The organism is Sphingomonas sp. Leaf412 (assembly GCF_001425405.1).
GTDB lineage: Bacteria > Pseudomonadota > Alphaproteobacteria > Sphingomonadales > Sphingomonadaceae > Sphingomonas.
In genome coordinates this window covers 901,825-927,898 of sequence record NZ_LMQP01000003.1, presented here as the reverse complement: position 1 = coordinate 927,898, position 26,074 = coordinate 901,825, and the positions used below count along the sequence as shown (strand labels likewise).

Annotated in this window: 24 protein-coding genes and 1 pseudogene; 9 read left to right on the top strand and 16 right to left on the bottom strand. The window is 69.9% G+C overall.

All coding sequences use genetic code 11. The annotated features are described in order from the left end of the window. Nucleotides 1-4: 4 nt before the first annotated feature. From ASG29_RS11610 to radA, 5 genes are all read right to left on the bottom strand, one after another. Nucleotides 5-337, bottom strand: a complete 333-nt coding sequence (locus ASG29_RS11610) for a DUF423 domain-containing protein (RefSeq protein WP_055983951.1) — start codon at nt 335-337, stop codon at nt 5-7. Next, complete coding sequence (locus ASG29_RS11605) at nt 334-2,088, bottom strand: cation:proton antiporter (RefSeq protein WP_055983948.1); 1,755 nt, start codon at nt 2,086-2,088, stop codon at nt 334-336. Before ASG29_RS11605 ends, ASG29_RS11610 begins: the two co-directional genes overlap by 4 nt. Then, the gene (locus tag ASG29_RS11600) at nt 2,088-2,519 is read right to left on the bottom strand and encodes an iron-sulfur cluster assembly scaffold protein (protein WP_055983945.1); all 432 of its coding nucleotides are present in this window, start codon (nt 2,517-2,519) and stop codon (nt 2,088-2,090) included. Before ASG29_RS11600 ends, ASG29_RS11605 begins: the two co-directional genes overlap by 1 nt. After that, nucleotides 2,516-3,064 (bottom strand): CvpA family protein, encoded by a 549-nt coding sequence (locus tag ASG29_RS11595; protein ID WP_055983942.1) that lies wholly within the window; start codon nt 3,062-3,064, stop codon nt 2,516-2,518. The genes ASG29_RS11600 and ASG29_RS11595 overlap by 4 nt, the downstream gene beginning before the upstream one ends. Nucleotides 3,065-3,284: 220 nt before the next feature. Continuing rightward, nucleotides 3,285-4,658, bottom strand: coding sequence for a DNA repair protein RadA (gene radA, locus ASG29_RS11590; protein ID WP_055983941.1), 1,374 nt, complete (start codon nt 4,656-4,658; stop codon nt 3,285-3,287). 130 nt (nt 4,659-4,788) lie between these two features. Here radA and ASG29_RS11585 point away from each other — a divergent pair, with 130 nt between their 5' ends. Then, nucleotides 4,789-5,427, top strand: a complete 639-nt coding sequence (locus ASG29_RS11585; protein ID WP_055983938.1) for a YceI family protein — start codon at nt 4,789-4,791, stop codon at nt 5,425-5,427. A gap of 4 nt (nt 5,428-5,431) precedes the next feature. Here the strand turns inward: ASG29_RS11585 and ASG29_RS11580 are convergent, their stop codons facing one another. Next, nucleotides 5,432-5,827, bottom strand: a complete 396-nt coding sequence (locus ASG29_RS11580) for a BLUF domain-containing protein (RefSeq protein WP_055983933.1) — start codon at nt 5,825-5,827, stop codon at nt 5,432-5,434. A gap of 244 nt (nt 5,828-6,071) precedes the next feature. On the opposite strand from ASG29_RS11580, the gene leuA reads away from it, so the two are divergent. Both leuA and ASG29_RS11570 read left to right on the top strand, forming a co-directional pair. Then, on the top strand, nt 6,072-7,730 hold the full coding sequence (gene leuA / locus ASG29_RS11575) for a 2-isopropylmalate synthase (RefSeq protein WP_055983930.1): 1,659 nt from the start codon (nt 6,072-6,074) through the stop codon (nt 7,728-7,730). A 72-nt stretch (nt 7,731-7,802) separates the two neighbouring features. Then, on the top strand, nt 7,803-8,186 hold the full coding sequence (locus ASG29_RS11570; protein WP_055983928.1) for a hypothetical protein: 384 nt from the start codon (nt 7,803-7,805) through the stop codon (nt 8,184-8,186). A gap of 21 nt (nt 8,187-8,207) precedes the next feature. Here ASG29_RS11570 and ASG29_RS11565 read toward each other — a convergent pair whose 3' ends face one another. The 3 genes from ASG29_RS11565 to ASG29_RS11555 all read right to left on the bottom strand — a co-directional run bounded on the left by ASG29_RS11565 (nt 8,208) and on the right by ASG29_RS11555 (nt 12,246). Continuing rightward, complete coding sequence (locus ASG29_RS11565) at nt 8,208-9,227, bottom strand: 2-oxoacid:ferredoxin oxidoreductase subunit beta (RefSeq protein ID WP_055983926.1); 1,020 nt, start codon at nt 9,225-9,227, stop codon at nt 8,208-8,210. 61 nt (nt 9,228-9,288) lie between these two features. Continuing rightward, on the bottom strand, nt 9,289-11,262 hold the full coding sequence (locus ASG29_RS11560; protein ID WP_055983923.1) for a 2-oxoacid:acceptor oxidoreductase subunit alpha: 1,974 nt from the start codon (nt 11,260-11,262) through the stop codon (nt 9,289-9,291). Between the two features lie 87 nt (nt 11,263-11,349). Then, nucleotides 11,350-12,246: a histone deacetylase gene (locus ASG29_RS11555; RefSeq protein ID WP_055983920.1), complete on the bottom strand. Its 897-nt coding sequence runs from the start codon at nt 12,244-12,246 to the stop codon at nt 11,350-11,352. A gap of 48 nt (nt 12,247-12,294) precedes the next feature. Between ASG29_RS11555 and ASG29_RS11550 the strand changes: the two genes are divergently transcribed. Together ASG29_RS11550 and ASG29_RS11545 are read left to right on the top strand one after the other, a co-directional pair. Beyond that, on the top strand, nt 12,295-13,269 hold the full coding sequence (locus tag ASG29_RS11550; protein ID WP_055985514.1) for an alpha/beta hydrolase: 975 nt from the start codon (nt 12,295-12,297) through the stop codon (nt 13,267-13,269). 259 nt (nt 13,270-13,528) lie between these two features. After that, nucleotides 13,529-13,999: an RNA pyrophosphohydrolase gene (locus ASG29_RS11545; RefSeq protein ID WP_055983917.1), complete on the top strand. Its 471-nt coding sequence runs from the start codon at nt 13,529-13,531 to the stop codon at nt 13,997-13,999. Nucleotides 14,000-14,217: 218 nt separating this feature from the next. Here ASG29_RS11545 and ASG29_RS11540 read toward each other — a convergent pair whose 3' ends face one another. The 6 genes from ASG29_RS11540 to ASG29_RS11515 all read right to left on the bottom strand — a co-directional run bounded on the left by ASG29_RS11540 (nt 14,218) and on the right by ASG29_RS11515 (nt 21,900). After that, the gene (locus ASG29_RS11540) at nt 14,218-14,664 is read right to left on the bottom strand and encodes a phasin family protein (RefSeq protein ID WP_055983914.1); all 447 of its coding nucleotides are present in this window, start codon (nt 14,662-14,664) and stop codon (nt 14,218-14,220) included. Next, nucleotides 14,661-16,208 carry a WS/DGAT/MGAT family O-acyltransferase gene (locus tag ASG29_RS11535; protein WP_082515951.1) on the bottom strand — a complete coding sequence of 516 codons (1,548 nt, stop codon included), beginning with the start codon at nt 16,206-16,208 and terminating at the stop codon, nt 14,661-14,663. Before ASG29_RS11535 ends, ASG29_RS11540 begins: the two co-directional genes overlap by 4 nt. A 303-nt stretch (nt 16,209-16,511) precedes the next feature. Continuing rightward, nucleotides 16,512-16,949 carry a hypothetical protein gene (locus ASG29_RS11530; RefSeq protein WP_055983909.1) on the bottom strand — a complete coding sequence of 146 codons (438 nt, stop codon included), beginning with the start codon at nt 16,947-16,949 and terminating at the stop codon, nt 16,512-16,514. 67 nt (nt 16,950-17,016) lie between these two features. Next, the gene (locus ASG29_RS11525; protein ID WP_055983905.1) at nt 17,017-17,523 is read right to left on the bottom strand and encodes a hypothetical protein; all 507 of its coding nucleotides are present in this window, start codon (nt 17,521-17,523) and stop codon (nt 17,017-17,019) included. Further along, a complete protein-coding gene (locus ASG29_RS11520; protein ID WP_055983903.1) occupies nt 17,508-18,623 on the bottom strand; it encodes a LysM peptidoglycan-binding domain-containing protein in 1,116 nt (371 codons plus the stop codon). The genes ASG29_RS11525 and ASG29_RS11520 overlap by 16 nt, the downstream gene beginning before the upstream one ends. A gap of 82 nt (nt 18,624-18,705) precedes the next feature. After that, nucleotides 18,706-21,900 carry a bifunctional cytochrome P450/NADPH--P450 reductase gene (locus ASG29_RS11515; protein ID WP_055983900.1) on the bottom strand — a complete coding sequence of 1,065 codons (3,195 nt, stop codon included), beginning with the start codon at nt 21,898-21,900 and terminating at the stop codon, nt 18,706-18,708. A 108-nt stretch (nt 21,901-22,008) separates the two neighbouring features. Between ASG29_RS11515 and ASG29_RS11510 the strand changes: the two genes are divergently transcribed. Together ASG29_RS11510 and ASG29_RS11505 are read left to right on the top strand one after the other, a co-directional pair. Next, a complete protein-coding gene (locus ASG29_RS11510) occupies nt 22,009-22,542 on the top strand; it encodes a hypothetical protein (RefSeq protein WP_055983897.1) in 534 nt (177 codons plus the stop codon). Next, on the top strand, nt 22,539-23,177 hold the full coding sequence (locus ASG29_RS11505; RefSeq protein ID WP_055983895.1) for a peptidylprolyl isomerase: 639 nt from the start codon (nt 22,539-22,541) through the stop codon (nt 23,175-23,177). Before ASG29_RS11510 ends, ASG29_RS11505 begins: the two co-directional genes overlap by 4 nt. 2 nt (nt 23,178-23,179) lie before the next feature. On the opposite strand, the gene ASG29_RS11500 is transcribed toward ASG29_RS11505, so the two are convergent. Beyond that, entirely contained in the window at nt 23,180-23,614 is a 435-nt protein-coding gene (locus tag ASG29_RS11500) for a hypothetical protein (protein ID WP_055983893.1), read from the bottom strand. Between the two features lie 1,206 nt (nt 23,615-24,820). Between ASG29_RS11500 and ASG29_RS17840 the strand changes: the two are divergent. Further along, a pseudogene (locus tag ASG29_RS17840) lies at nt 24,821-24,931 on the top strand (PEPxxWA-CTERM sorting domain-containing protein); the annotation flags it as partial. Nucleotides 24,932-25,014: 83 nt separating this feature from the next. Then, the coding region (locus tag ASG29_RS11490; protein ID WP_235532887.1) for a M20 metallopeptidase family protein at nt 25,015-26,074 on the top strand (1,060 nt) is incomplete at its 3' end.

Here is a 26,074-nt window from a genome sequence, read left to right as displayed (position 1 = left end):
CGGACTAGGTTCGCAGCCCGGTCCAGGCGAGCCAGAGCCAGCCCGCGATCAGCAACGCGCCGCCGATCGGCGTGATCGCGCCCAGCCAGCGCGGCAGGCCGAGCGCCATCAGGTACAGCGTCCCCGCGAACAGCGCGCCGCCCGCGACGAACAGCCATGCCGGGCCCCTCGCCTCCAGTCGCAGCGCGACCAGTGCGGCGACGGCGTGGATCAGTTGATACTGGCCGCCCGTCTTCAGCCATTCGACCGCCTGCCCGGTGGCGCCGTGCGCGCCGAACGCGCCCGCCGCGACCGCGACCGCGCCGGACAGGGCGGCAAGGGCCAGCAGCAGGTTCATCGGTCGGTCCCCCACGGCTGCTCCGCCGCCACCGTCGCGCGCGCGGCGCGGATATCGCCGGCCTCGACCTGGATCCGCAACCGTTCCTTGTCGCGGGCGCGGTACATGTCCTCCGCGCGCTCGATCTCGCCCTCCGCCACGCCCAGTCCCTTCAGCGCGAGGCGCGCCATCTTGATCGCGCTTTCCATCACCTCGCGCACCACGAACTCGGCGGGACCGGTCTTCAGCTGCACCAGCGCGCGCCGGTCGTAGGCGCGGACGAAGATGCGCGCGTCGGGAAACGCCTTGTGCACGCCGTCCAGGATGTCGCGCGTGATCTGGTCGCCGTCGATACAGAACAGGATCAGCTCCGCCTCCGCCGCCCCGGCCTGACGCAGCAGTTCAAGCCGGGTGCCGTCGCCGTAATAGACCTTCGCCCCGAATTCGCGCGCGATGTCGATCATCTCGATATCGGTATCGATCAGCGTGACGGGCACGTCGCTCGCCAGCATCATTTGCCCCACCGTCTGGCCGAAGCGACCGTAGCCGACGATGATGGCGTTCGATCCGTCCGCGACCGGCCCGTCGCGCTCGGCCGAATCGACCGGCGCCTCGCGGAAGCGGCGCGCGGCCATCATCAGGAACGGCGTCGTCGCCATCGACAGCGTGATGATCGCGCCGAAGATGCTCGCCGCCTCGGGCGCGATCAACAGGCCGTTCTGCGCCTGCGCCAGAAGGACGAAGCCGAACTCGCCGCCCTGGCTCAGCAGCAGGCCGAGCGCGAGCGCGGGACGCCACGGCATGCGGAAGGCGAGGCCGATGGCGAAGATGATCGCCGCCTTCGTCGCCACCAGCGCCAGCGCCATCGTCACGACGAACAACGGCCGTTCGTAGATCGCGCCGAGGTCCAGCATCATGCCGACCGCGACGAAGAACAGGCCGAGCAGGATCGAGCGGAACGGCTCCACGTCCGCCTCCAGCTCGTGCCGGTAGGGGCTGTCCGCCAGCATGACGCCCGCCACGAACGCGCCCAGCGCGGGCGACAGGCCCAGCGCCTGCATCAGCGCGGACGAGGCGATGACCGTGAACAGCGCGGCGAATACGAACATCTCGCGCTCCCCCAGATTGCCGATGCCGCGGAACAGGGGCCGCAGGACGAAGCGGCCCGCCGCGATCAGGCCCGCGATCGCCAGCACGGTATACAGCGCCATCGTCCAGCCCGACGGCCCGCCCGCATCCGCGGGATTGCGGCTCATCGCGGCGATGATCGTAATCATCGGGATGATCGACAGATCCTGGAACAACAGGATCGAGAAGGCGCGTTCCCCGAACGGGGTGCGCAGCCGCCCGGCGGATTGCAGCATCGGCAGCACCTGCGCGGTCGACGACAGCGCCAGCGGCATCCCGATCGCCAGCGCCGCCGCGACCGAGAAATGCGCGATGCCCGCGAGGATCGCGGTGATCGCGACGCCGCACGCGACGACCTGCAACAGGCCCAGGCCGAAGATATCCTGTTTCAGCCGCCACAATCGCGTCGGGTTCAGTTCCAGTCCGACGACGAACAGCAGCAGCGTGATGCCGAGTTCGGCGATCCCCAGCTTCTGCTGCGCATCGCCGACGAGGCCCAGCATGTGCGGCCCGACCAGCGCGCCCGCGACCAGGAACCCCAACGTCGCGCCGAGCCCGAGCCGGCGGAACAGCAGGACGAAGGCGAGTGCGAAGCCGAGGAGGAACACCCCGTCGCGCAGAAGCGTGCTGCCGCCATGTTCCATCAGGCGTGCGCCTTCGCGGCCTGATCCGCGGCGTCCGCCGCGGCCTCGAACGCGAGCCGGATCGACGGATGGCGCGCGGTCAGTTTCAGGCCGGGGGCGAAGATGTCGAGGCCGGGCCACGTCGGCGCCGGTCCCTCCCCCGCCAGCCACGCGGCCAGATCGTCGCGCGCCGCGGCCAGTTCCGCCGGGGTACGGCCCACGATATTGCGCGCCAGCAGGGTCGAGGACGCCTGCCCCAGCAGGCAGGCGCGCACTAGCGTCCCGACGCGCGCGACGCGGCCGTCGTCGTCCATCGCGACGTCGACGGTCACGCGGCTGCCGCAGATCGGCGACCGCCTTTCCACCGACGCCTGCGCGTCGGGCAACCGGTCGGGGAAGGGATTGCCCGCCGCGAGCGCCGCGACTTCGGGGGTGTAGAGGTCGAGGCTCATGTTCCGTTCCCCGCCGCACGCGTATCGTCGCCGAACACCGGTTCGCCCTTGCGCCGGCGATCGACGAAATCCGCGATCGCGCCGCTGGTGGCGCGCAGTAGCGGATAGGTCCGCGCCTGGGTGATCCAGGTCGGCCGCGACTTCGGCCCCGCGCCCAGCGTGTCGAGGACCAATGTCAGCAGGATGTAGGCGAGGCTGGACAGGATCAGGCCCTTCAGCGCGCCGAACCCGAACCCCAGCGCGCGATCGATCGGCCCCAGGACCGAGGTGCGCGTACGCTTCCCGATCGCGTTCACGACGATCTTGCCGAGGAAATAGGTGCCGCCGGCGAGGATGACGAACGCCAGCACCGCCGCGCCGGAACTGCTGCCGACCGGATCGGCAAGCCGCGCGCTGAGCGGGAGATGGAAGGCCTTGATCGCGAACACCATCGCGACCCAGGCGAACAGCGCCAGCACCTCCGCCACGAACCCGCGCTTCACGCCCAGCAGCGCGGTGGCCCCGACGACGATGAGGACGATGATATCGAGGCCCTGGAGATTCATTGCGCCCTAGATACGGGGTGGGGCACGGGATCGCTAGGGGGCGTCGGGGAGAAAGGGGTTGGTCGGGATGGGGCGTTGGGCCGGGGCAGAGGATGCTGCGCGACTTGCCTACGGAAGGTGCCAACTTCCGTTCGTGCTGAGCGTAGTCGAAGCACATGCGCGTAACCTTCGACTTCGCTCAGGCCGAACAGAGGAGGGTGTCGGCCCCCGTCCCCTACCCTCACCCCCGCCCCAGCAGATGGTCCACGAACCCGCCCAGCGTGCGGTGAGTCGCCAGTGTCATTCCCGCCGCCTCCCCGCCCGCGGAGGTCGGGAGCATGGCGCGGGAAAAGCCCAGTTTCGCCGCCTCCTTCAACCGCAGCGGTGCGTGCGCCACGGGGCGCAGTTCGCCCGACAGCGCGACTTCGCCGAAGGCCACGGTATCGACCGGCACGGGCCGCTCGCCCAGCGCGGATACCAGCGCGGCGGCGACCGCGAGGTCAGCCGCCGGATCCTGGATGCGATAGCCGCCCGCGACGTTGAGATAGACTTCCGCGGTCGAGAAGCTGAGCCCGCAGCGCGCCTCCAGCACCGCCAGGATCATCGACAGGCGCCCGCTGTCCCAGCCCACGACGGCGCGGCGCGGGGTCGCGCCGCTGGCGAGGCGGACGACCAATGCCTGGATCTCCACCAATACCGGGCGCGTCCCCTCCAGCGCGGGGAAGACGGTGGCGCCCGCAACGCTCTCGTCGCGTTCGGTCAGGAACAGGGCGGACGGGTTCGACACCTCGACCAGCCCCGCGCCCTGCATCGCGAACACGCCGATCTCGTCCGTCCCGCCGAAGCGGTTCTTCAGCGCGCGCAGGATGCGATATTGATGGCTGCGCTCGCCCTCGAACGCCAGCACGGTGTCGACCATGTGTTCCAGCACGCGCGGGCCCGCGATGCTGCCGTCCTTCGTCACGTGGCCGACCAGCACGACCGCGGTGCCGCGTTCCTTGGCGAAGCGGATGAGTTCCTGCGCCGAGGCGCGGACCTGGCTGACGGTGCCGGGTGCGCCCTCGATCAGGTCGGAATGCATCGTCTGGATCGAATCGATGACCAGCAGCGCGGGCGGCGTGCCCTGCCCCAGCGTCGTCAGGATGTCGCGCGTGGACGTCGCCGCCGCCAGCCGCACCGGCGCGTCGCCCAGCCCCAGCCGCTGCGCGCGCAGACGGACCTGATCCGCCGCCTCCTCCCCCGACACATAGGCGACGTCATGGCCGCGCCGCGCCAGCATCGCCGCGGCCTGCAACAGCAGGGTCGACTTGCCGATCCCCGGATCGCCGCCGATCAATGTCGCCGATCCCGCGACCAGCCCGCCGCCCAGCGCCCGGTCGAGCTCCGCGATCCCGAAGGGCGTGCGCGGGGGCAGCACGACGTCGTCGTTCAGACCGACCAGCTGGATCGCGCGCCCGCCGCCCTGAAGATTGTGCTTCGCATGGAAAGGCGTGACGACCGCAGGCGTCTCCTCCACGATCGTGTTCCACTCGGCGCAATCGGGGCATTGCCCCTGCCAGCGCGAGCCGACCGACCCGCACGCCTGACACACGTATCGCCGCTGCACCTTCGCCATGCCGCGGCCCTAGCCGATATGGAACAGGAAGGGAACGGGCCACCGTGCGAAAACGCGCCGTTTCGGGTCGTGGGACTATCGCGGGCGCGCGGGTTGTGGTCCAACCGCGCGAGAAGACAGGGAGATCATCATGCGCCTCATCATCGCCGCCGCCCTTGCCGCCGCCGTCGTTTCGGCCCCGCTGTCCGCGCAGGCGCCCACGACCAAGCCGGGCGCAAAGGACCCGCGCCGCGTCAGCGGCGGGACGTACAAGACCGATCCGGGTCACTCGCTCGTCACCTGGACCGTCGATCATCTGGGCTTCACGCCCTATTCGGGCATCTTCGGCGACGTGACGGGCACGCTGGAACTGGATCCCAAGGCGCCGAGCAAGGCGAAGGTCGACGTCACGATCCCGGTGTCGAAGGTGATCACGGCATCGGCGGGGCTGACCAGCCACCTGCTGCGCGCGGGCAAGGACGGGGGCAAGGCCGACTTCTTCGGCGCCAGCCCGGCGGATGCGCGCTTCGTATCGACGAGGGTCGCCGCGACGGGGCAGAATGCGACGATCACCGGCAATCTCACCCTGAACGGCGTCACGCGCCCGGTGACGTTGCAGGCGGCGTTCTACGGCGCGGGCAAGGGCCCGGCGCAGATGGGCGGCGGCGAGAATGTCGGGTTCACCGCGACCGGCACGATCCGGCGCAGCGAGTTCGGCATCGGCTACGGCATCCCGATGGTGTCCGACGCGATCAAGCTGGACATCGTCGTCGCCTTCGTGAAGCAGTGACGCGTCAGGCGGCGCGGCGGACCTGAAGGAAGCCGGCGAACGTGCCCCGCACCGCGGGCGCGGCTCCGGCGATCAGGCGATCGACCCGCGCGACGAAGTCCGCGCCATCGTCCCCCGGCCGCCGCACCGCCATTTCCCACGCCCCGAATTCGCGCGCGGCGACGATGCGGTGCGACAGGGTGACGATCGCGCGGTGACGCGGGTCCGCGGCGATCCGGATCAGCGCCGCCTCCACCTGCCGTTCCGGCCCCTCCAGCGCCTGGAGGAAGCGGCGGCCGTCGGCGTAGAGCAGCCCGGTGACATCGTCGCGCGCGTTGTTGCGGCGCGATACCGCCAGGATATCGTCGATATCCGCGGGCAGGCCGGCCACCGCCGTACTGATGTAAACGACCTGCAACATCGATTCTCGTCCCGTCATCCTGCGGGACTTTCCTGCCGTGCAATCCTTGCCGGACGGTAAAGCATCGCATTCCGCGCTGGACAGGGTGGGCGCGACGGGCCATCGTCGCCCGGCATGACGACGTTGCCGCCCCTCGCGCTACGACTTACGCGCCCTTAGGCGCGCCGTCGTTTCGCGTGCCCCGCGCACGCCACGCGCCTAAGGGCCTGACCGACCTCCCCTCGCTCCCATCGTGAGACCGGCCATGCTGCGCGATCCTTCCGTCAAGTACCGCCCCTTCCCCGCCATCGACATCCCCGACCGCACGTGGCCGTCGCGGACGATCACGACCGCGCCGCGCTGGCTGTCCACCGACCTGCGCGACGGGAACCAGGCGTTGATCGATCCGATGGACGCGGAGAAGAAGACGCGCTTTTTCGACCTGCTGGTGAAGGTCGGGCTGAAGGAGATCGAGGTCGGCTTCCCCAGCGCGGGCGCGACCGAGTTCGATTTCATCAGCGGGCTCGTCCGGTCCGGCCGCGTGCCCGACGACGTGGCGGTCCAGGTGCTGACGCAATCGCGCCGCGACCTGATCGAGACCAGCTTCGCCAGCCTGAAGGGCGCGAACCGCGCGATCGTCCACCTTTACAATGCGGTCAGCCCGGCGTGGCGCAAGATCGTGTTCGGCATGACCCGCGAGCAGGTGAAGGGCATCGCGGTCGAGGGCGCGAAGGTGCTGCGCGACGAGGCGGCGAAACAGCCCGACGTGAAATGGCAGTTCGAATATTCGCCCGAGACCTTCTCCACCGCCGAACTCGATTTCTCGGTCGAGGTCTGTGCCGCGGTCATGGAGGTGCTGCTCCCGACGACGGACGCGCCGATCATCCTGAACCTGCCCGCGACGGTCGAATGCGCGACGCCCAACGTCTACGCCGACCAGATCGAGTGGTTCTGCCGCCACCTGCCAAACCGCGACGCCGCGGTGATCTCGCTGCATACCCACAACGACCGCGGCACGGGCGTCGCGGCGGCGGAACTGGGATTGATGGCGGGGGCGGACCGGGTCGAGGGGTGCCTGCTGGGCAATGGCGAGCGGACGGGGAATTGCGACCTCGTGACCGTGGCGCTGAACATGTACACGCAGGGGATCGACCCCGGCCTCGACCTGTCGGACATCGACGCCGTGGTGAAGACGGTGGAATATGCCACCAACATCACGGTCCACCCGCGCACGCCCTATGCCGGCGAACTGGTCTTCACCGCCTTTTCCGGATCGCACCAGGACGCGATCAAGAAGGGGTTCACCGCGCAGGCCGAGCGGAACGACGATTATTGGGAGGTGCCGTACCTGCCGATCGATCCCGCCGACCTGGGACGCAGCTACGAGGCGGTGATCCGCGTCAATTCGCAATCGGGCAAGGGCGGCGTCGCGTGGGTATTGGAGCAGGACAAGGGCCTGAAGCTGCCCAAGCGGCTTCAGGCGGACTTCTCCCGGCACGTGCAGGCGCTGGCGGACGAGGGCAGCCGCGAACTGAACGCCGCGGACATCTGGGGATGTTTCGAGGCGACGTACCTGCCCACGGGTACGGACCGGATCGAGCTGCGCGATTACGAGGAGACGGGGGCGCACGGCGACCGGCTGTTCGTCGGGCGGGTCGCGATCGACGGGGAGGAAAGGTCGCTGTCCGGCCGGGGCAACGGGCTGATATCGGGGGTCGTCGCGGCGCTGGCGGAGAGTACGGGGCCGACGCTGGACGTGGTCGATTATGCCGAACATGCGATCGGGCACGGCGCGACGGCGCAGGCGGTCGCCTATGTCGAGTGCAGGGCCGACGACGGGCGGACCGTCTGGGGCGTGGGGATCGACACCGACGTCGCGACCGCGAGCGTGCGGGCGATCCTGTCGGCGGCGAACCGGGCGTAGGAAGAACGTCCGGATCGGTGCAATCCGTCCTTAACCGTCCCGGCCCTATGTCGGGCGGGAGGGGATGACGCGATGTACAAGGTCGTGGTGGATCGGTCGCACGCGATGGTCAACGTCGTGGCGGAAGGGTTCGTGACGGAAGCGGAGATCGGGGAAGCGGCCGGCGCGCTGCACGGCGCGATCCGCTCGCTGGGAGAGCGCGCGGGGAGCCATGTCACGCTGTACGATTTCGCGCGGCTCGACATCGCCTCCCCCAAGGTGCTCGCCCGCTTCGCCACCTATTTCACCGACCCGATCTACAGCGCGATCTGGGCGCGGCGTGTGGCGTTGGTCACCGGGTCGCCGCTGGTCCACCTGCAAATGGCACGGGTGCGAAGCGACCGCGTAAACCTGCGCGTGTTCGACGATCGCCGCGCCGCGATCGCGTGGCTGCTGGGCCGCGCCACGGTCCATTGACCGCGACGCGGCGCCGTTCCGTCATTCCGCGCGCGGTTCCTTGTCCACCATCCACGTCTGCCCCTTGGACAGCAGCTTCGCCAGATCGGGCTTCTTCCCCGCGCTGACCGCCGCGTTCTGCGCCACGACCGCGCTTTCGAACGTGGGCGCGGGATCCTCGTACAGGATGCCCAGCGCCATCGGGAAGTCGCCGAACGGCATCTCGACCAGCATGTGCGCGACGGCGCGGTTCGTCTTGTCGTGCACGATCACGTCGGGATCGTCGGCGGCGACGACCTTCAGCGCCAGCCGGTCGCGGTCGAGCGCCAGGCCCTTCGTACCGCCGGCATAGGTCAGCTTCTGGCCGTCCTCGACCCACAACTGGTTCTGGTCCGCGCCCTGCTTGCGATCGGTGAAGGGGGCGAAGACGTCGTCGTTGTAGACGATACAGTTCTGGAAGATCTCGACGAAGCTGGTGCCCTTGTGCGCATAGGCCGCCTTCAGCACGCCGACGAGGTTCTTGCTGACGTCGATCCCGCGCGCCACGAACCGCGCGCCGCTGCCCAGCGCGAAGGCGCAGGGGTTGGCGGGGCGGTCGACCGAGCCGAACGGCGTCGACGGGGATTGCGTGCCGACGCGCGACGTGGGGGAATATTGCCCCTTCGTCAGGCCGTAGATTTCGTTGTTGAACAGCAGAAACTGGCAGTCGAGGTTCCGCCGGATCAGGTGCATCGTGTGGTTGCCGCCGATGCTGAGCGCATCGCCGTCGCCGGTGATGATCCACACGTCCAGTTCGGGATTGGCGAGCTTCACCCCGGTCGCCACCGCGGGCGCGCGGCCGTGGATGGTGTGGAAGCCGTAGGTTTCCATGTAATAGGGGAAGCGCGACGAACAGCCGATACCGGACACGAACACGGTGTTTTCCGCGCGCGCGCCGATTTCCGGCATCGTGCGCTGTACCGCCTTCAGGATCGCATAGTCGCCGCAGCCGGGGCACCAGCGGACTTCCTGATCGGTTTCCCAATCCTTGGGCTTGGTCGTGATGGGCGTCATGTCGTTCATACGACGGCTTTCCCTGTCGGCGAATGTTGCGAATGTTGAATCGATAGCGCGGTACGGACGGTCACGCGGACGGCCCCCCGTGCAACGAACCGTCGTCGTGCCCCTGCTCCCCGCCGGGCAGCTGCACGTCGTTGGGCGGGACGGTCCCACCCTCGTTCCCGGGCACGCCGTCGAAGAAGGTCGCGATCGCGTCCTCGATCTCCGAAATGCGGAAGGGCTGGCCGCTGACCTTGTTCAGCGGTTTCGCGTCGACCAGATACTGGTCGCGCAGGACCGTCTTGAGCTGTCCGGTGTTCATTTCGGGGACCAGGATATGCTCATAGCCGCGAAGTAGGACACCCAGATTCTGCGGCAGCGGCCAGATGTGGCGGATGTGGACGTGCGCCACGTCGACGCCCTTGCGGCGCGCGCGACGGACCGCCTGATGGATCGGGCCGAAGGTGCTGCCCCAGCCGACGACGACCAGCTTTCCGCTCGTCTCGCCCAGTTCGACCTGCTGGTCGGGGACGACGATGCCGTCGACCTTCGCCTTGCGCGTGTCGGTCATTTCCTGGTGGTTGGCGGGCGAATAGTCGATGTTGCCCGTGCCCTGCTTCTTCTCGATCCCGCCGATGCGGTGGAGCAGGCCGGGGGTGCCGGGCTTCACCCACGGGCGCGCCAGCTTCTCGTCGCGGGAATAGGGGAGGAAGCCCTCCGCCGGCGCTTCCTCCAGGAAGGTGACGGGGAACGGTTCCAGCGTGCTGGTATCGGGCACCTTCCACGGCTCGGCCGCATTGGCGATATAGCCGTCGGTCAGCAGCATGACGGGGGTCATGTACGTCGTGGCGATGCGCACCGCCTCGATCGCGACCTCGAAACAGTCGGAAGCCGAGCGCGCGGACACGACGGGCATCGGCGCGTCGCCGTTGCGGCCGTAGACCGCCTGATACAGGTCCGACTGTTCGGTCTTCGTCGGCAGGCCGGTCGACGGGCCGCCGCGCTGCGAATTGACGACGACCAGCGGCAGTTCGGTCATGATCGCGAGGCCCATCGCCTCCCCCTTCAGCGCGATGCCGGGGCCGGAGGAAGAGGTGACGCCCAATTGCCCGGCGTAGGACGCGCCGATCGCGGATGCGATAGCGGCGATCTCGTCCTCCGCCTGGAAGGTCGTGACGCCGAATTCCTTCAGCCGCGACAGATGGTGGAGGATCGCGGAGGCGGGGGTGATCGGATAGCCGCCGAAGAACATCGGCAATTGCGCGAGCTGCGCGCCCGCGACGAGGCCCAGGCTGATCGCCTCCGCCCCCGTGACGGTGCGGTACAGGCCCGGTTCCGCGGGCGCGGCGGCGACGGCGTGCTGGCGCACGTTGCCCCCTAGTTCGGCGGTTTCGCCATAGGCGTGGCCGGCGTTGAGCGCGGCGATGTTCGCCTCCGCCAGCATCGGCGCCTTCGCAAACTTCGCCTTCAGCCAGTCGACCAGCGGCTGCCGGTCACGATCGAACATCCACAGCGACAGGCCCAGCGTCCACATGTTCTTGCAGCGCAACGCATCCTTGTTGCCGAGGCCGAACGGCTTCACCGCATCGACGGTCAGTTGCGAGATGTTGAGGCGCAGCACCTGCCATTTGGCGAGGCTGCCGTCGTCCAGCGGGCTGGCGGTGTATTTCGCCTTGTCCAGGTTGCGCTGGTTGAACTCGCCCTCGTCCGCGATGACGAGGCCGCCGGGCTTCAGCGCGTCGACGTTGGTCTTCAGCGCGGCGGGGTTCATCGCGACGAGGACGTCGAGCATGTCGCCCGCGGTCTCGATCGCGGTGGAGCCGAAGTTGATCTGGAACGCGCTGACGCCGAACAGCGTGCCCAGCGGCGCGCGGATCTCTGCGGGGAAATCGGGGAAGGTGGCGAGGTCGTTGCCCGCCAGCGCGGTCGACAGCGTGAACTGCCCCCCGGTCAGCTGCATGCCGTCGCCGGAATCGCCGGCGAAGCGCACGACGATGGATTCGGGGGCGGGATGCGCCTGCGATTCTGCGGGCGTCACGTCGTGGATGGCAGTGGCCATGGATGTTCCTTCACTCTCCCGCCCGGTCTCTACGCCTGTGGTGCGGCAGGTCCAGCCAAGATTCGCGGGCGGCGGGGCGAAGCTGCGCTACGCGCGGGCTGCGGCGACAGCCTCCCCCAGCGTCAGGATCGCGCGCACGTGGCGGTGCGCGATCGCCATGACGTCGTCGCCATAGCCGCCGCCCACGGTGCTGGCGATCGGGGTCCCGCCCGCGAGGCGCGCCACCAGCCGCTCGCGGGCGACCAGGCCGTCGTCGCTTAGCGACAGGCGGCCGAGGCGGTCGTCGGCGTAGGGATCGACGCCAGCCTGATACAGGATCAGGTCGGGCGCGAACCCTGCGATCATCGGGGCGAGCGTCTGCTCCAGCGTCGCCAGATAGGAGGCGTCGCCGGTCGCGTCGGGCAGCGGCACGTCGAGGGTCGAGCGGGCCTTTCGCGCCGGGAAGTTCTTCTCCGCATGGATGGAATAGGTCGCGATCCCCGGATGCCCGGCGGTGAGCGCGGCGGTGCCGTCGCCCTGATGCACGTCGACGTCGACGACCAGCACGCGCCGCCCCTCCCCCGCCAGCCGGTGCGCGGCGATGGCGAGGTCGTTGAACACGCAATAGCCCGCGCCTGTCTCCGCCAGCGCATGATGGCTGCCGCCCGCGGTGTTGGCGGCGAAGCCGTGGTCGAGCGCGAGGCGGGCGGCGAGATAGGTGCCGCCGGGCACGACGGCGGCGCGGCGCGCGACCGCGGCGGTGACGGGGAAGCCGATGCGGCGTTCCTTGTCGCGCGGCACCGCGGCGGACAGGACCTGCGCGACATAGTCCGCGTCGTGTGCGGCCTCGATATCCGCGACGCCCATCGCATCCGGTTCGTGCCAGGCGATGCCCTCGCCCTGAGCCAGCAGCAGGTCGCGGATCGCGCCGTTCTTGCCCCAGCGATAGGTCGATCGCTGCGGCGCCTCGGTCACGTAATATGGGTGGTGGACGACGTGGATCACGCGGCTAAGGTAGGTTGCGATACGAGACGATACGAGAGGATGATCCGCATGAGCGCTCCCTATGTCCGCCCCGACGTGCGCGGTTTCCTCGATTACCTGAGCAGCGTGCCGGGGCCCAAGACGCACGAGGGGACGGCCGAGGCGGCGCGCGCGATGTACAATGCGATGAAGGACGTGGCCGATCCGCCGGTGGGCGACCTCGCCACGATCCGCGACCTGACCATTCCCGGCCCCGACGGCGACATCCGCGCGCGCCTGTTCGACGTGCGCGACGCGCGCGCGCCGGGACCGGTGGTGGTGTTCTTCCACGGCGGCGGGTTCGTGATCGGCGACCTGGACACGCATGCCAGCTTCACCGCGGAAATGTCGCGCCAGCTCGACCTGCCGGTCGTGGCGGTCGACTATCGGCTGGCACCCGAGGCGACATGGCCCGCCGCGCCCGCGGATTGCGAGGCGGCGGCGCGCTGGGTCGCGTCGAACCCGGCGGGGCTGGGGCGGACGGCGACCAGCCTGATCCTGTCGGGCGACAGCGCGGGGGGTACGCTGACGATCACCACGGCCATGGCGCTGCGCGATGCGGCGGCGGCGGTGCCGGTGATCGTGCAGGCGCCGATGTATCCGGCGGCGGACATGGCGAAGGAATATCCCTCGTTCGAGGATTTCGCGGACGGATTCCTGCTGACGCGCGACACGATGCTGTGGTTCGCGGAGCATTATCAGGCGGACTTCGCGGATTATCGCGGGTCGCCGATGGCGGGCAGCCTCGTCGGCCTGCCGCCCGCGGTGGTGGTGACCGCCAGCCTCGACCCGATCCGCGACCAGGGCCGCGCCTATGCCGCCGCGCTGGTGCTGGCGGGCGTGCCGGTGACGTATCGCGAGGCGGTGGGGAACATCCACGGCTTCATCACCTTGCGGCAGGCGATCCCGTCGAGTGTCGGGGACGTGGCGGGCTATCTGGCGGCGGTGAAGGATGCGGTGGTGGAGGCCGAGGGCGCGCGGGTGATGACGCAGGCGGCGGGGTAGGTTCTCGCGGAGGCGCGAAGACGCGAAGGGGTGTCGTCTCTGGCGAGCGTCCGGGCTGTCGCGGGCCGGATGAGGTTCACGCGGAGGCGCGGAGAGTTTCCCCGCGCAGCGGAAATCGAACTTGGCTTAACGCGATTGAGCCGCCGATGGCGGCTCGGGACCTTGCGGAAAGCGCAACATCTCCGCGCCTCCGCGCCTCCGCGTGAACCGACCTTCTTCGCGTCTTCGCGTCTTCGCGCGAACCACCTATAGCGTCCGCATGACCGACCTCCCCTATCGCCCCTGCGCGGGCATCATGCTGCTGAACCGCGAGGGCCGCGTGTTCGTGGGGCAGCGGATCGATACCACGCTGGAGGCATGGCAGATGCCGCAGGGGGGGATCGATCCCGGCGAGGATGCGCGCGCCGCCGCGTTGCGCGAGCTGGGGGAAGAGACCGGCATCGCGCCGGACAAGGTGTCGTTCGTGGCGGAGGCGGTGGAGGAGCTGGTCTACGACCTGCCGCCCGAGCTGATCGGGACGGTGTGGAAGGGGAAATATCGCGGCCAGCGCCAGCGGTGGTTCCTGTTCCGCTTCGACGGCGAGGACAGCGACATCCGCATCGACACCGCGCATCCGGAGTTCCGGGCGTGGCGGTGGGTCGCGCCGCATGAATTGCCCGACGTGATCGTGCCGTTCAAGCGGCGGTTGTATGAGCAGGTGCTGGCGGCGTTTGGGGAACATCTGGATTAGGATGGCGGCCGCCTCTGCGGAGGCGGGGGCTCATGGCCGTGGTGCGTGTGGCTTCCGTGGTCACACGAGCCGCGGCCGTGCCGGGGGTATTGTCGCAGTGCGACCGCACCCCTGCCTTCGCAGGGGCGATGGGGCGTGTGACGTCCGTTCGGGCTGAGCGAAGTCGAAGCCTGTGCGCAGGCCCTTCGACTTCGCTCAGGGCGAACGGAGGGGTGGCGCTACTTCTTCGCGCCGTCCTTCAGCGGCTGGACCGCGTCGCGGCCGAACTGCATGATGAGCTCGCCGATCTGGCGCGCCTGATCCATGCTGCGCTTGCCCTGTTCGCGCAGGTAATCGCCCTGGATCTTCATCACCTCCGACAGGTCGTTCGCCTTCGCGGCGGCGCGCATGGCCGAGAACGCCTCGTGCGCGTTCGTTTCCGCCTGATCGATCATGGTCACGCCGATCTGGCTGGAATTCTTCGCCATCGCCTTGCCCGATTCGCGCATCGCCTCGCCCGCGCGCTTCGCGGGTTCGACGACCTTGTCCTGGAAGCCCTCGCGCGCCTTTTCCGCGCCCTCGCGCATCCGGTCGGTCGCATCCTTCGCGGCGTTCGCGGCCTTGTCGGTCGCGGACTTGGTCGCGGTGGCGGTCTTGTCGATCGTGTCCTTCGTATCGGCCATCATGCTGCTCCTTTCGCTTTACGGACCGGCTTGCGCTTCGGCAGCGGCCACTCTTCCTTCGGCGGTTCAACCGCCGTCGCCGGGGTTGGTTTCAGCGTCGCGGCCTTCAGCCCCGCGAACGCGGCGCGCAGCGCGTCGGCATAGGCCGCGGGATCGGGCATGATGTCGCGATCGGACGTGAAGGATACCGCGATCGTGTTGCCGTAGCTGTAGACCGGGTTGATGAGGCCCATGCCGTCGAACACCGGGCCGGTGCCGAACATCCCCACCATCCGCGCGCCCGCGAAATACAGCGGCACGCGGCTGCCCGGCACGTTCGTCACGACGCAGTTGAACGCGGGCGCATGGGCGTTCGCGGCGCCGACGCGGGTGTACAGCCGCGCGGCGAGCCCGGCGAGGCCCGCGGGCATCAGCTGGCTGTAGTCGGTCAGCGTCTTCGCGCCGATGGCGTTGGTCATCGCCTTGGAATTGCCGGCCTCCGCATGGACGAAGCGCAGGCGTTCCAGCGGGTCCTCCACCTGCGTCCCCAGGCCGACGACCATGGCGGAGACGAGGTTGCCCATCGCCGCCTTCTGCCCCTCCGCCCGGACCGAGATCGGCGCCATGGCGGTCAGCGTGTCCTTCGGCAGCTCACCCTTGTCCTTCAGGTACGTGCGCAGCGCGCCGCCGACGATCGACAGGATCACGTCGTTGACGGTCGCGCCGGGGACCGCTTCCTTGATCGCGCGGATATCCGCCAGCGGGAACGGCACCGCATCCCACACGCGATGCGCGCCGACCTTTCCGTTGAAGCGCGTGCGCGGCGCGGGGCGCGCGTTGCGGACGCTGACGTCACCCTTGCGCACCTCGTTCGCGAGGCGGCCGACGCCGGGGAGCGAGCGGCCGATCGTTTCCAGCGCGCGCATCGGCTGGACCAGGTTGTTGACGTAGCTGCGCACCAGCAGGTCCGCGACCTGCGGCATGTGGTCGGGCTTCCACGTGTCCGCCGCCTCGGGATCGGACACGTCGGGGTCGGTGGAATGGACCGCGGCGGACATCTCCACCCCGCTCATGCCGTCGATCGCGGCGTGGTGGACCTTGCTGACCAGGGCGAAGCAACCGGGAGGAAGGCCGGGAATCTCGTCCAGCCCCTCCACGATCGTGAATTCCCACAACGGCTTCGTCAGGTCCATCGGGCGCGAGTGCAGCCGCGCGGCCTGGATGCACAATTGCCGCCAGTCGCCGGGCTTGGGCAGCGCGATGTGGCGGACGTGATATTCGATGTCGAATTCGGGGTCCTCGATCCAGTAGGGATGGTCGAGGTCGAACGGCACGCGGACCAGCCGCTGGCGGAAGCTGCGCGCCCCGCCCAGCCGCACCTGGATGAAGCGCAGGATGTCCTTGAACCGCACGAACCCGCCGGGCGCGGTCGACGGATCGTAGATCGCGACCGATCCGATATGCATCGGCGTGTGCGGGGTTTCGAGATAGACGAACGATGCGTCCTGCGCGCTCAATTGATGCAACGGCCTCTCCCATCCGGCGCCTGTGGCGCTCACATGGATCATGCTGCGCCGGTCGACGCGTCAGGGCAAGCCGCGAATGCGAAGGCCGATCGACATTCGATTTGCCGGTGCACGGTGTTCGCGCGAAGCCGCGAAGCCGCGAAGTGAAGAAAGGGATTGGTTCGCGCGGAGGCGCGGAGGACGCAGAGAGTGGCTTGTAGCGCAGGGCGGCACTCCCTTCATGGAAGCGGCGATATCGGGCCGCGACCGGTAATCGGCGTTACGAGCAGCCCGGTGCGCGATACCTTAGGGTCCTCCGCGGCTCCGCGTGAGAGTTTCACCCCGCCATCCGAATGTCGATCGGCCCTAGCGCGCGTACAGGTGCGTGACGTCCTGCTTCGTTCCCGCCAGCCGCACCGCGCGCGCGCCGTCATACTGCGGCGCCGCGGTCAGGCGCATCCAGCGGTCCGTGCCGCCGGGCGTCCGCAGCCGCGCGTCCAGCGTGAAGCCGCGACGGTGACGCAGCGCGTGCGCGCGCAGCCGCTCCATCGCGACGCGCGATTCCTCGCGATAGCAGGCGAGCGCGGTGGCGCGATCGGGCGTGATCCCGCGCGGCAGGCCGAAGATGTCGTAGACGCCGTCGGACCATTCGGGGAGGTTCGTGGCGAGATCGCACTGCCAGTGCGCGAGCGGCGCATTCCCCCCCAACGCGACGGTCGCCCCCGCCAGCCCGTGCGCGAAGCGGGCGTGGGGATCGAGGATCGGCCAGCTGTGATGCAGCTGAAGCGGTTCGGTCGGGAACATGGTGCCGCAGGATAAGGGCGCGCGGGTTAACGAACCGTCAGGACATGCGACCTTGGTCGCAGCCGCGCTATCGCTCGCGGATCGCCGCGACCTCCGTCACGTGCGCGCCCGGTCGTTCCGGATCGCCGCTGAGCGTCAGGCGATAGCGGCCCTTCGGCGCGGCGATCAGGTACGTCCAGGTCCGGCCGGGCAGCGCGGGCGCGCGCTTCGCCTCGCCCAGCGCGCGCGTGGCGGCGGAAAAGGACAGATGCGTGTCGGCAGGCAGGCGCAGCGTCAGCGTCTCCGGCGCGCCGCGCGCGGTCCCGCCCTCGTCGATCGCGAGCGCGGAACCGCGCGCGGCGACGTGCGGCGCCTCGAACGGGTAATTGCCGCTGCCCGCCAGCGATTCATCGACACGTGCGCCCGCGGCGCGGACCAGCGCCAGCGGCTCGCCGCGACGATCCATGAAATCGCGCGCGATGCGGATCGCGGCGACGTCGCCGCCCTCGCGCGCCTGTGCTCCGTCGCCTGCGCCGCCGCCCGCCATGCCACACCCCGCCACCAAGGCGGCCGCGACGCTCACGACCGCGGCCACAGATTTTCGACCTTCCCACCGACCCGCCATGCGTCCGCCTCCTCGGGCAAGGCCCGGTACAGTTCGTACACGTCGTCGTCGCCGTCGTTCAAGCGCCCGAGGACGTCGTTGCGGTCCGCCCCGCCCGCCCCATACACGCTGTCGTACATCGCGGTCACGAAGCGCCCGTGCGCCGACGCCGGGTCGAGCCGCGGCGCGTCGCGGGCCGCGGCGATCACCGAATCGGGAAGGCCGAGCTCGCCCACGTCCTGCCCCTGCGCGATGCGGACGCGCGCCATGTCGAACCATTGTTCGGCGTGGCGCCCTTCGTGATAGACGGTGTCCGCAAGACCGCGGAGCTGATCGTCGGTGATCCGCGGCTGGTTCAGCAGGTCGGCGTCGACGCCGATCGAATGGGTGGTGAAATCGTACACGCCGCTGGCGTTGCCGTCGGCCCCCGCGGTCAGGCGGATCGGGGGGACGCCCGCCGCCGCGAGGCGTTCGTTCAGCGCCGCCTCGACCCGTTCCAGCCGCTGCGCCGCGGTCAGGTTCGGCCAGTCGGCGCGGATCGCCTGCATGTCCGCGATATAGCCGCGCACCTCCGCATCGCGATCCAGCCCGACGGGCGTGCGCGGCACGATCGCGATCCGTTGCCCGGCCTGGATCGAATCGGGATCCGCTATGCCGTTGGCCGCGGCCAGTTGCGCGACGTCGACGCCGTAGCGATCCGCGATCGCGGTCAGCGTGTCGCCGGGCTGCACCTGCACCACCTGCCGGTTGGTCGGTACGTTCAGCGTCTGGCCGACGCGCAGGTCGTCGAGGTTGTGGACGTCGGGGTTCAGCCGCGCGAGCTGGTCCACCGTCGTGCCGTAGCGCGTCGCCAGCGCCTCCAGCGTGTCGCCGTGTCGCACGGTCACCGCGGTCGCGGGGACCTGCCGCGCATCCGCCACGCCGAACCGGGCGAGCGTCTGCGCGGTGCGTATCTCGGCGCGGCGCGCCTCCGGCGAGGCGTCGCGGGCCGGATCCCCGGCGCGGGTGCGCACCGCGCCCTCCGGCACGACCAGGCGGGACAGCTGCGCGGTATCGCCGCGCGGGAAAGCCGGGACCGAACCGATCGCCATACGCCTGTCACTCCGTCGGGGAGCGCAGATGTACCGCGACCGGCGGGGCGGGCGTATAAGCGGATCGACTAGGCCGCGATGTTCACTTGCCGAACCCGAACACGTCCTGGTGGAAGCGGCCGTCCGCGATCAGCGTTTCCAGCCAGGCCGATCCCTGCGCATGTTCGTCGCCGACCTGCTGCATCTGGATCCGGATCAGCGTGTCGCGCACGGCGGGGGCCATGAACTTCCCGTCGCCGCACAGGAAGATCGACGCGCCCGCCTCCAGCGCGCGCCACACCTTTTCCTGTTCGGCCCACAAGGCGTCCTGCACGAATTTCCACGGATGGGCGTCCACGGCGGAAAAGGCGAGATGCAGGTCCGCCACCCCGTCCGCCTGCCAGCGTTCCATCTCGTCGCGGCAGAGCCAGTCGTGGTCGGGATGACGGCAGCCGAAGAACAGGAGGCTGGTCGCGACATCCTCCCCCGCGGCCTTCTGCACGCTGCGTTCCTGGAGGAAGCCGCGCAGCGGCGCGACGCCGGTGCCGGGGCCGATCAGGATCATCGGCACGCCCGCGTCGGCGGGCGGCGCGAACGGCGGGTTGGGGCGGCGGACGTAGCCGAAGACGTGGTCGCCCGCGCCGACGTCCTGCATGTAGGACGAGGCGAAGCCGCGATGCTCGCCCAGGCCGGACCACGCGGGCGCGGCCATCGTGCCGACGATCAGGTCCGCGACGTCCGGTGACACCGACGGCGAGGACGCGATGGAATAGAAGCGCGGCTGGATCGCAGGCGACCAGTCGACCAGTTGCTCCAGCGTCGCCTCCGCCGCGGGATGCGCGTCGAGCAGGTCGAGCAGGGTCACGCGCTTTCCCGCCACCGCGGCGTCATACTCCGCCTCCAGCGCGGCCAGTTTGCGCATGGTGTCGGGGCAGCGCGTCGCCGCCCCCAGCGCGGCGACCGCGCGGCGCGACGCGGCGTCGGACAGTTCGACGAAATCGCGGAGCAGCTGCCGCACCGTCACCGTCTGGCCCAGCGGCAAGTGGCGGAAACGGCCGCCCTGCGCGTCGACGCGGACCTGTCCGGCGGGATCGAGGCCGAGCCGCGCCACCGCGCGATCGACCAGGTCGGGGCGGTTGCGCGCGTACACCGCGACATGATCGCCGGTGTGATACACCTGCCCTTCCGGCAGGCGCACGCGGATCAGCCGGGTGGAGGGACGCGGCGGTTCCTTCGCGAAATCCCACAGGCCGTCGGCGGGGCGGATCATCTCCTCGTTCGCGACGATCTCCAGCCGCTGCGCATGTTCGGGCAGCGCGCGGGCGCGGGTGTCGGCGGCGTCGATCGGGGTCAGCGACAGCGCGGCGGCGGCGGCGGGTTCCGCCGCGGCGCCCAGCGCCTTCCACAGGTCGCGCACGAACGCGGCGACCGCGCCGTCGAAATCGCCCTGCCCGTCCGCCTCGCTGCGCGGCACGATCACGGTCGCGCCCGCCTTCTCCACCGCGTCGGCGATGCGTTTGGGGAAGGACTGGTAATTGGGCCATTGCGAATTGCCGATGCCCAGCACCGCGACGCGCGCGCCGGACCAGTCGGCGTCGTCGAAGGCGCCCGCGTCCAGCGCGCGTTCGGTCTCCACCGCGCTGTCGGGGGCGCGGCCGTTGTAGGTGGCGGTGACGAGGACGATGACCCGGTCCTTGAAGACGACGGGGTCCTGCGGTCCTGCCCCGCCCTTCAGGCTTTCGTCCATCGATCGGACGACGACGTCGAAGCCGTCGACCCGCGCGCGCTCCGCGATCTCCTCCGCGATGTCGCGCGCGGTGCCGAGCGACGATCCGTACAGGACCGCGAACTGCCGCCCCGATCCCGCAACCGCGCCGACCGCGGTGTCGGCGGTATCCGCCACGGGAGCGAGGTCGAGGCGTTCGTGGGGTTGGCGCAGGCGGATGCGCATCCAGAAGTCGTCGGGCTTGATCGACAGCGTTTCCTTGATCCGCAACTTGTAGCTGTGCGGATCGCCGATCGTGAAGGAGCGCAGCAGCATCGCCAGCGCGATCTTCGCCTCCACCATCGCGAACTGCCGCCCGATGCACGCGCGCTCGCCGTTGCCGAACGGCTTGTACGCGTGGGGATGCCGCGCCGCCTCCGCCTCCGGGCGCCAGCGGTCGATGTCGAATTCCTCCGGATCGTCCCACGCCGCGGGGGAGCGGTGGAGGCCGGGGGCGAAGACGTTGATCGGGCGGTCCTTGCGCATCGTCCAGCGGCCGCCGATCACCTGGTCCTCGAACGGCGCGACGCTGAACGACGGGGCGGTGGGCCAGAGGCGCAGCGCCTCCTTCAGGATGCGCTCGATCACCTCCAGCTTCGCGACCTGCGCGTAGTCCGGCCGCACGTCGCCGGGCAGGACGCGGTCGACCTCGGCATAGGCCTGCGCCAGCACCGCGGGATTGCGCAGCAGGTAGGCGAAGGCGAAGGTCAGCATCCCCGACGTCGTCTCATGCCCCGCGATCAGGAAGGTCAGCACCTGATAGCGGATGTTGAGGTCGTCCAGCCCCTCCCCCGTTTCGGGGTCGACTGCGGTCAGCATCAGGTTCAGCAGGTCCCGGCCATCGGTCGGGTTCACGCGGCGGTCGGCGATGATGCCGTCGACCAGCGCGTTCATCTCCGCGATGTCGGCCTCGTACTGCGCCACCGCCTTCTTCGCGAAGCGTTGCTGGATCGGCAGGCGCGTGATCGTGTTCAGCGCCTCCGACAAGGAGCGGCCGAGCGCGATCAGGAAGCTGTCCAGTTCCTCGCGCTCGAACGAGTTGAAGCGGTGGCCGAAGCCCGCGATCGCGATCGAATCGAGCGTCAGCCGCGTCATGTCGTCCGCGACCAGCACGTCGGTCCCCGCGGCGCGGGTCCATTTGGCGACCAGCTGGTCGCACACCTCCACGATCATGTCGAAATAGCCGCGCATCGACCGCTGGCTGAACGCGGGCAGCAGGATGCGATGCGCCTTGCCCCAGTTGGGTTCCTCGCTGAACGCGGTGAACAGGCCGTCGCCCGCGAATTTCCGCACCACGCGCAGGCCCGGCCCCGGCATCTTGCGGAAGCGCGTCTCGTCGCTCAGTTCCGCGACCAGATCGGGATCGGTGACGAACAGCGAAACGCGGCTGCCGAAGCGGAGCTTGAAGATGCCTTCCGGCATCGTGCGGCTGACGGTCAGCAGATGGCCGACGAGGCCGGAGCGGACGATCTGGTGCAGATGGCCCACCACCGGCAGGCCGGGGGGAGTCGGAATGGGGGCGCGGGTCGCCATGTCGGGGGCCTCTCGTTCTTTCGCCACTTGCAACACAGGCGCGGGCGCCACGCAAGTTGCCGTGACGGAAGGCTGGCGGCAGGACGGACGCGGCGATAGGATGCGGGGATGACGATCGTCCTCGCCCTGCTCGCCCCCGCGCTCCACCTCGCCGCGCCAGCGGCGGCGCAGGATGCCGCGACCGATCCCCGATGCGCGTCGGTCCGCCCCGCCTATCCCGCGGGGTTCGGCGGATGGAGCACGCGCACCGCGTCGAGCGCGGGCGCGACGCCGCGGACCGCGCCGGTCCTGCCGGTCGGGCGGGCGGCGGACCTGTCGCTGCGTCCGCTGGCGGAGGTGCAGCCGGTGGCGCCGTGGGGGAAGACGCCGGTCGACGGCCATGCGGGCGTCGCGATGTTCCAGGTCACGCGTGCGGGCACCTATCGCGTCGGGCTGGGCAGCGCGGCGTGGGTCGACGTGGTGCGCGCGGGCAAGCCGCTGGCGTCGAGCGCGCACGGCCATGGCCCCGCCTGCACCGGCATCCGCAAGATCGTGGACTTCCGGCTGCAACGCGGGCGCTACATCCTGCAATTGTCGGGCAGCGCGGCGGCGACCGTCCCCGTCCTGATCGCGCAGGCGCCCGTGACGCGCGGCGCGGCATGATCGGCGTCGCCATCGCGATCGCGGCGGCGCAGGTCGCCGCACCGGGCGTACCGGCGTCGCCCGCGCCGGTTGCGGCCCCCGCGCCCGCGCTCGTGCCCGTCCCCGCCCCCGTCCCCGTCCCCGTCGTGGTGACGGTGCGGCTGATTACCGACGCCGGGCCGATCACGATCGCGGTCGAAAAGGAACGCGCGCCGGTCACCGCCGCCAATTTCCTGAGATACGTCGATGCGAAGAAGCTGGACGGCGTCGCTTTCTATCGTGCGATGAACCTGGCGCCCGGCTACGGCCTGGTCCAGTTCGGCACGCGCAACGATCCCAAGCGGACGCTGCCCGGCATCGCGCACGAGCCGACGAGCAGGACGGGATTGAGCCACGTCGACGGCGCGATTTCGATGGCGATGGCGAAGCCGGGCACCGCGGCGGGCGATTTCTTCGTCGTCGTCGGCGACATCAAGAGCATGGACGCGAAGGACGCCGATCCCGGTTTCGCGGTGTTCGGCCGCGTGACGGAAGGGATGGACGTCATCCGCCGCATCATGGCGTCGCCGACGTCCCCGACGCTGGGCGAGGGCGTGATGAAGGGGCAGATGCTGGCGCCCGTGGTGAAGGTGACGAGCGCACGGCGGGTGGACTGACGTCAGTCGGCCAGGTCGAAATAGCCGACCAGCTTCGTCCCGTCCGCCGCGGCATCGTGCGCCATCGCCACCGCGAACGCGGGCCGTCCCGCCGCCGCGGGATAGACGTCGATCAGGTCCAGCCCGCCGTCGACGAACCGCGGTTTGGGCGGACGACCGTCAGTCCCGCGCTTGCCGGCCACGAACGTGGACACCGCATTCCATGCGATCGCGGGCTGCATCCGGAAATAGCGCGCGGTCGAGATCGTGCGGCCGCCGATACGCCTGCGCACCACGGCGGCGAGCGCGGCGGCGGCCGGATCGCGCGTCTCGGCGATCGTGCCGGGCGGCGCGGGGAGCCGCGATCCCCGATCGTCCGTGCGCGCTGTCGCGTCGCAGGCGGCCATCGCGACCAGCGCCGTCGCCAGGAATACGGTGCGGGACGGATGGCCGGGCATGGACGCGACCCTATCGACGGATCGCGCGGCGTTCCAGCCCGGCGTGGCGGCGGCCCTGTTCGGGAGCGAGCGCGGGCGACACCGGGACGGGGGCCGCGATTGTACGAAACGTCTGTTCCGAACCGTCCGCGGCGGGCGTAGACCCGCGTGGCATTAACCATTCGGGGCGTGCAATCCGGGGGGAACATCATGGCCGCACGATCATCGCGTTCGACGTCGCGTTACGTCACGGGGGCGATCGTCGCCCTGTCGGGTGCCTGTCTGGCATCGCCTGTGGTGGCGCAGAAGACGCTGCCGCCCCCGCCGCCGATGCCCTCCACCGTATCGACGGTCCGTTGCTTCGCGGGCGAGGCGATGGCGGCGCGGACGGGCAACGCGTGCTGGGGCGCGGTGGACGACAACGGCGATCCGGTCGGCCCGTACAATTCGGTCACCGCCAGCTACAATTCGCCCTACGACATCCGGATCGACGTGCAGTCCGGGCGGACGATGGAATCGGGGCCGGACGAGGCCGCCGGCGCGGGATCGACGCGTTTCGCGGTCGGATTCCAGTTGCTGAAGGACCTGCCCGCCGACTTCGATTATGTCGAGGACGGCGTCATCCCGCTGCTGGTGACGAGCCGGACGACGTTCCGCTATTCGACCTGGGCGATCCCGGGGATCGAAAATCCGACCGGTTATCCGGTCAACCGCGACCTGTCCGCAGCGGCATTCACCGCCTATGTCACCGACCGATCGCACGACCGGTTCGGCGAGGTCGTGCCGGGCGAACTGCTGACCGACCGGCTGGTCACGCATGGCGGGATGACGGACAATTGGCGTAACTATTACGGCCTGGACGACGTCTATGACGAGAATGACGACCTGGTGTACCTCGGGCTGGACGGCGGATCGATCATCGCCGGTTTCACCGACATCGCCTTCTACGACCTGGTCCAGCGGCGGACGCTCCTGTCCGAATACGGCGGCTACGACTATGGCGTGACGACCGTCCGCTATGCCGAGGAATTCTTCAGCAAGGCGGGCGACTTCTTCGTCGTGGAGGGATGGAAGGGTGCGGCGTGCCTGATGGACATGTATCAGGAGAACGGTCGCTGCCAACTGGACTTCGATCCCGTCGTCACGTTCGACCAGGCGGCGTTCGACCGCCGCATGGGCGCGCGCACGTTCGACCTGTCCGAATATTTCGGACTCACCATGAGCACCGGGGCGGTGCCCGAGCCGGGCACGTGGGGATTAATGATCCTGGGCTTCGCGGCGGTCGGCGGCGCGATGCGCGGCCGGCGCCGTCGCGGCGCGGCGATGCGGATCGCCTGACCGCCGCTGGACGCAGCGACCCGATGGCGCGACTTGGCGCACGGGTCGCACCGGCCTACAACGGCGGGCGAAGGAGCAATTCCATGACCACCACGCTCGCCAACCGTACCGACTGGACCGCCGTCGGCGCCGAGCAGCTCGCCGATGTCGTCGCGCTGCGCCGCGCGATCCATGCGGAGCCCGAAGTCGGGCTGCACTGCCCGCGCACGACCGAGAAGGCGAAGGCCGCGCTCGCGGGGTTGCCGCTGGAGATATACGACGGCGCGTCGACCACGGGCTTCGTCGCGATCCTGCGCGGCGGGCGGACCGGGGGCGCGGGGTCGAACGGGCGGACGGTGCTGCTGCGCGGCGACATGGACGCGCTGCCGATGACGGAGGAGACGGGCCTGCCCTTCGCCTCCACCATCCCCGGCGCGATGCATGCGTGCGGCCATGACGCGCACACCGCGATGCTGTTCGGCGCGGCGAAGGCGCTGTGTGCGCGGCGCGAGGAATTGTCGGGCACGATCGTGTTCATGTTCCAGCCCGGCGAGGAAGGGCACCACGGCGCGCGGCACATGATCGCGGACGGCCTGCTGGATATCGCGCGGCCGGAGGCGGCGTTCGCGCTGCACATCTCCCCCAACGCGCCCGCGGGCGTGTTCGTCGGGCGGGAGGGCGCGCTGCTCGCGTCGACCGACACGGTGCTGGCGACGATCCGGGGGCGCGGCGGCCATGCCGCGATGCCGCACGAGGCGCTGGACCCGATCCCGGTCGCGTGCGCGATCGTGACCGCGTTGCAGCAGCATATCGCGCGGCGCGTGCCGGTGGCGGACCCCGCGGTGCTGACGATCACGCAGATCCATGCCGGATCGTCGCACAACATCATCCCCGACGAGGTGAAGCTGATGGGGACGCTGCGCACGCTGTCCGAAACCACGCGGGCGGAGATGCGCGCCGCGTTCGTGCGGATCGCGGAGGGGATCGCGGCGGCGCACGGCTGCACCGCGGACTGCGCGCTGGAGGAAGGCTATCCGGTCACGATGAACGATCCGCGCGCGACGAAGCTGATGCGCGGGATCGCGGGCGAGCTGTCGGGCGAGCGCGGCTGGTCGCAGATGCCCGCGCCGATGATGGGGGGCGAGGATTTCAGCTACATCCTGC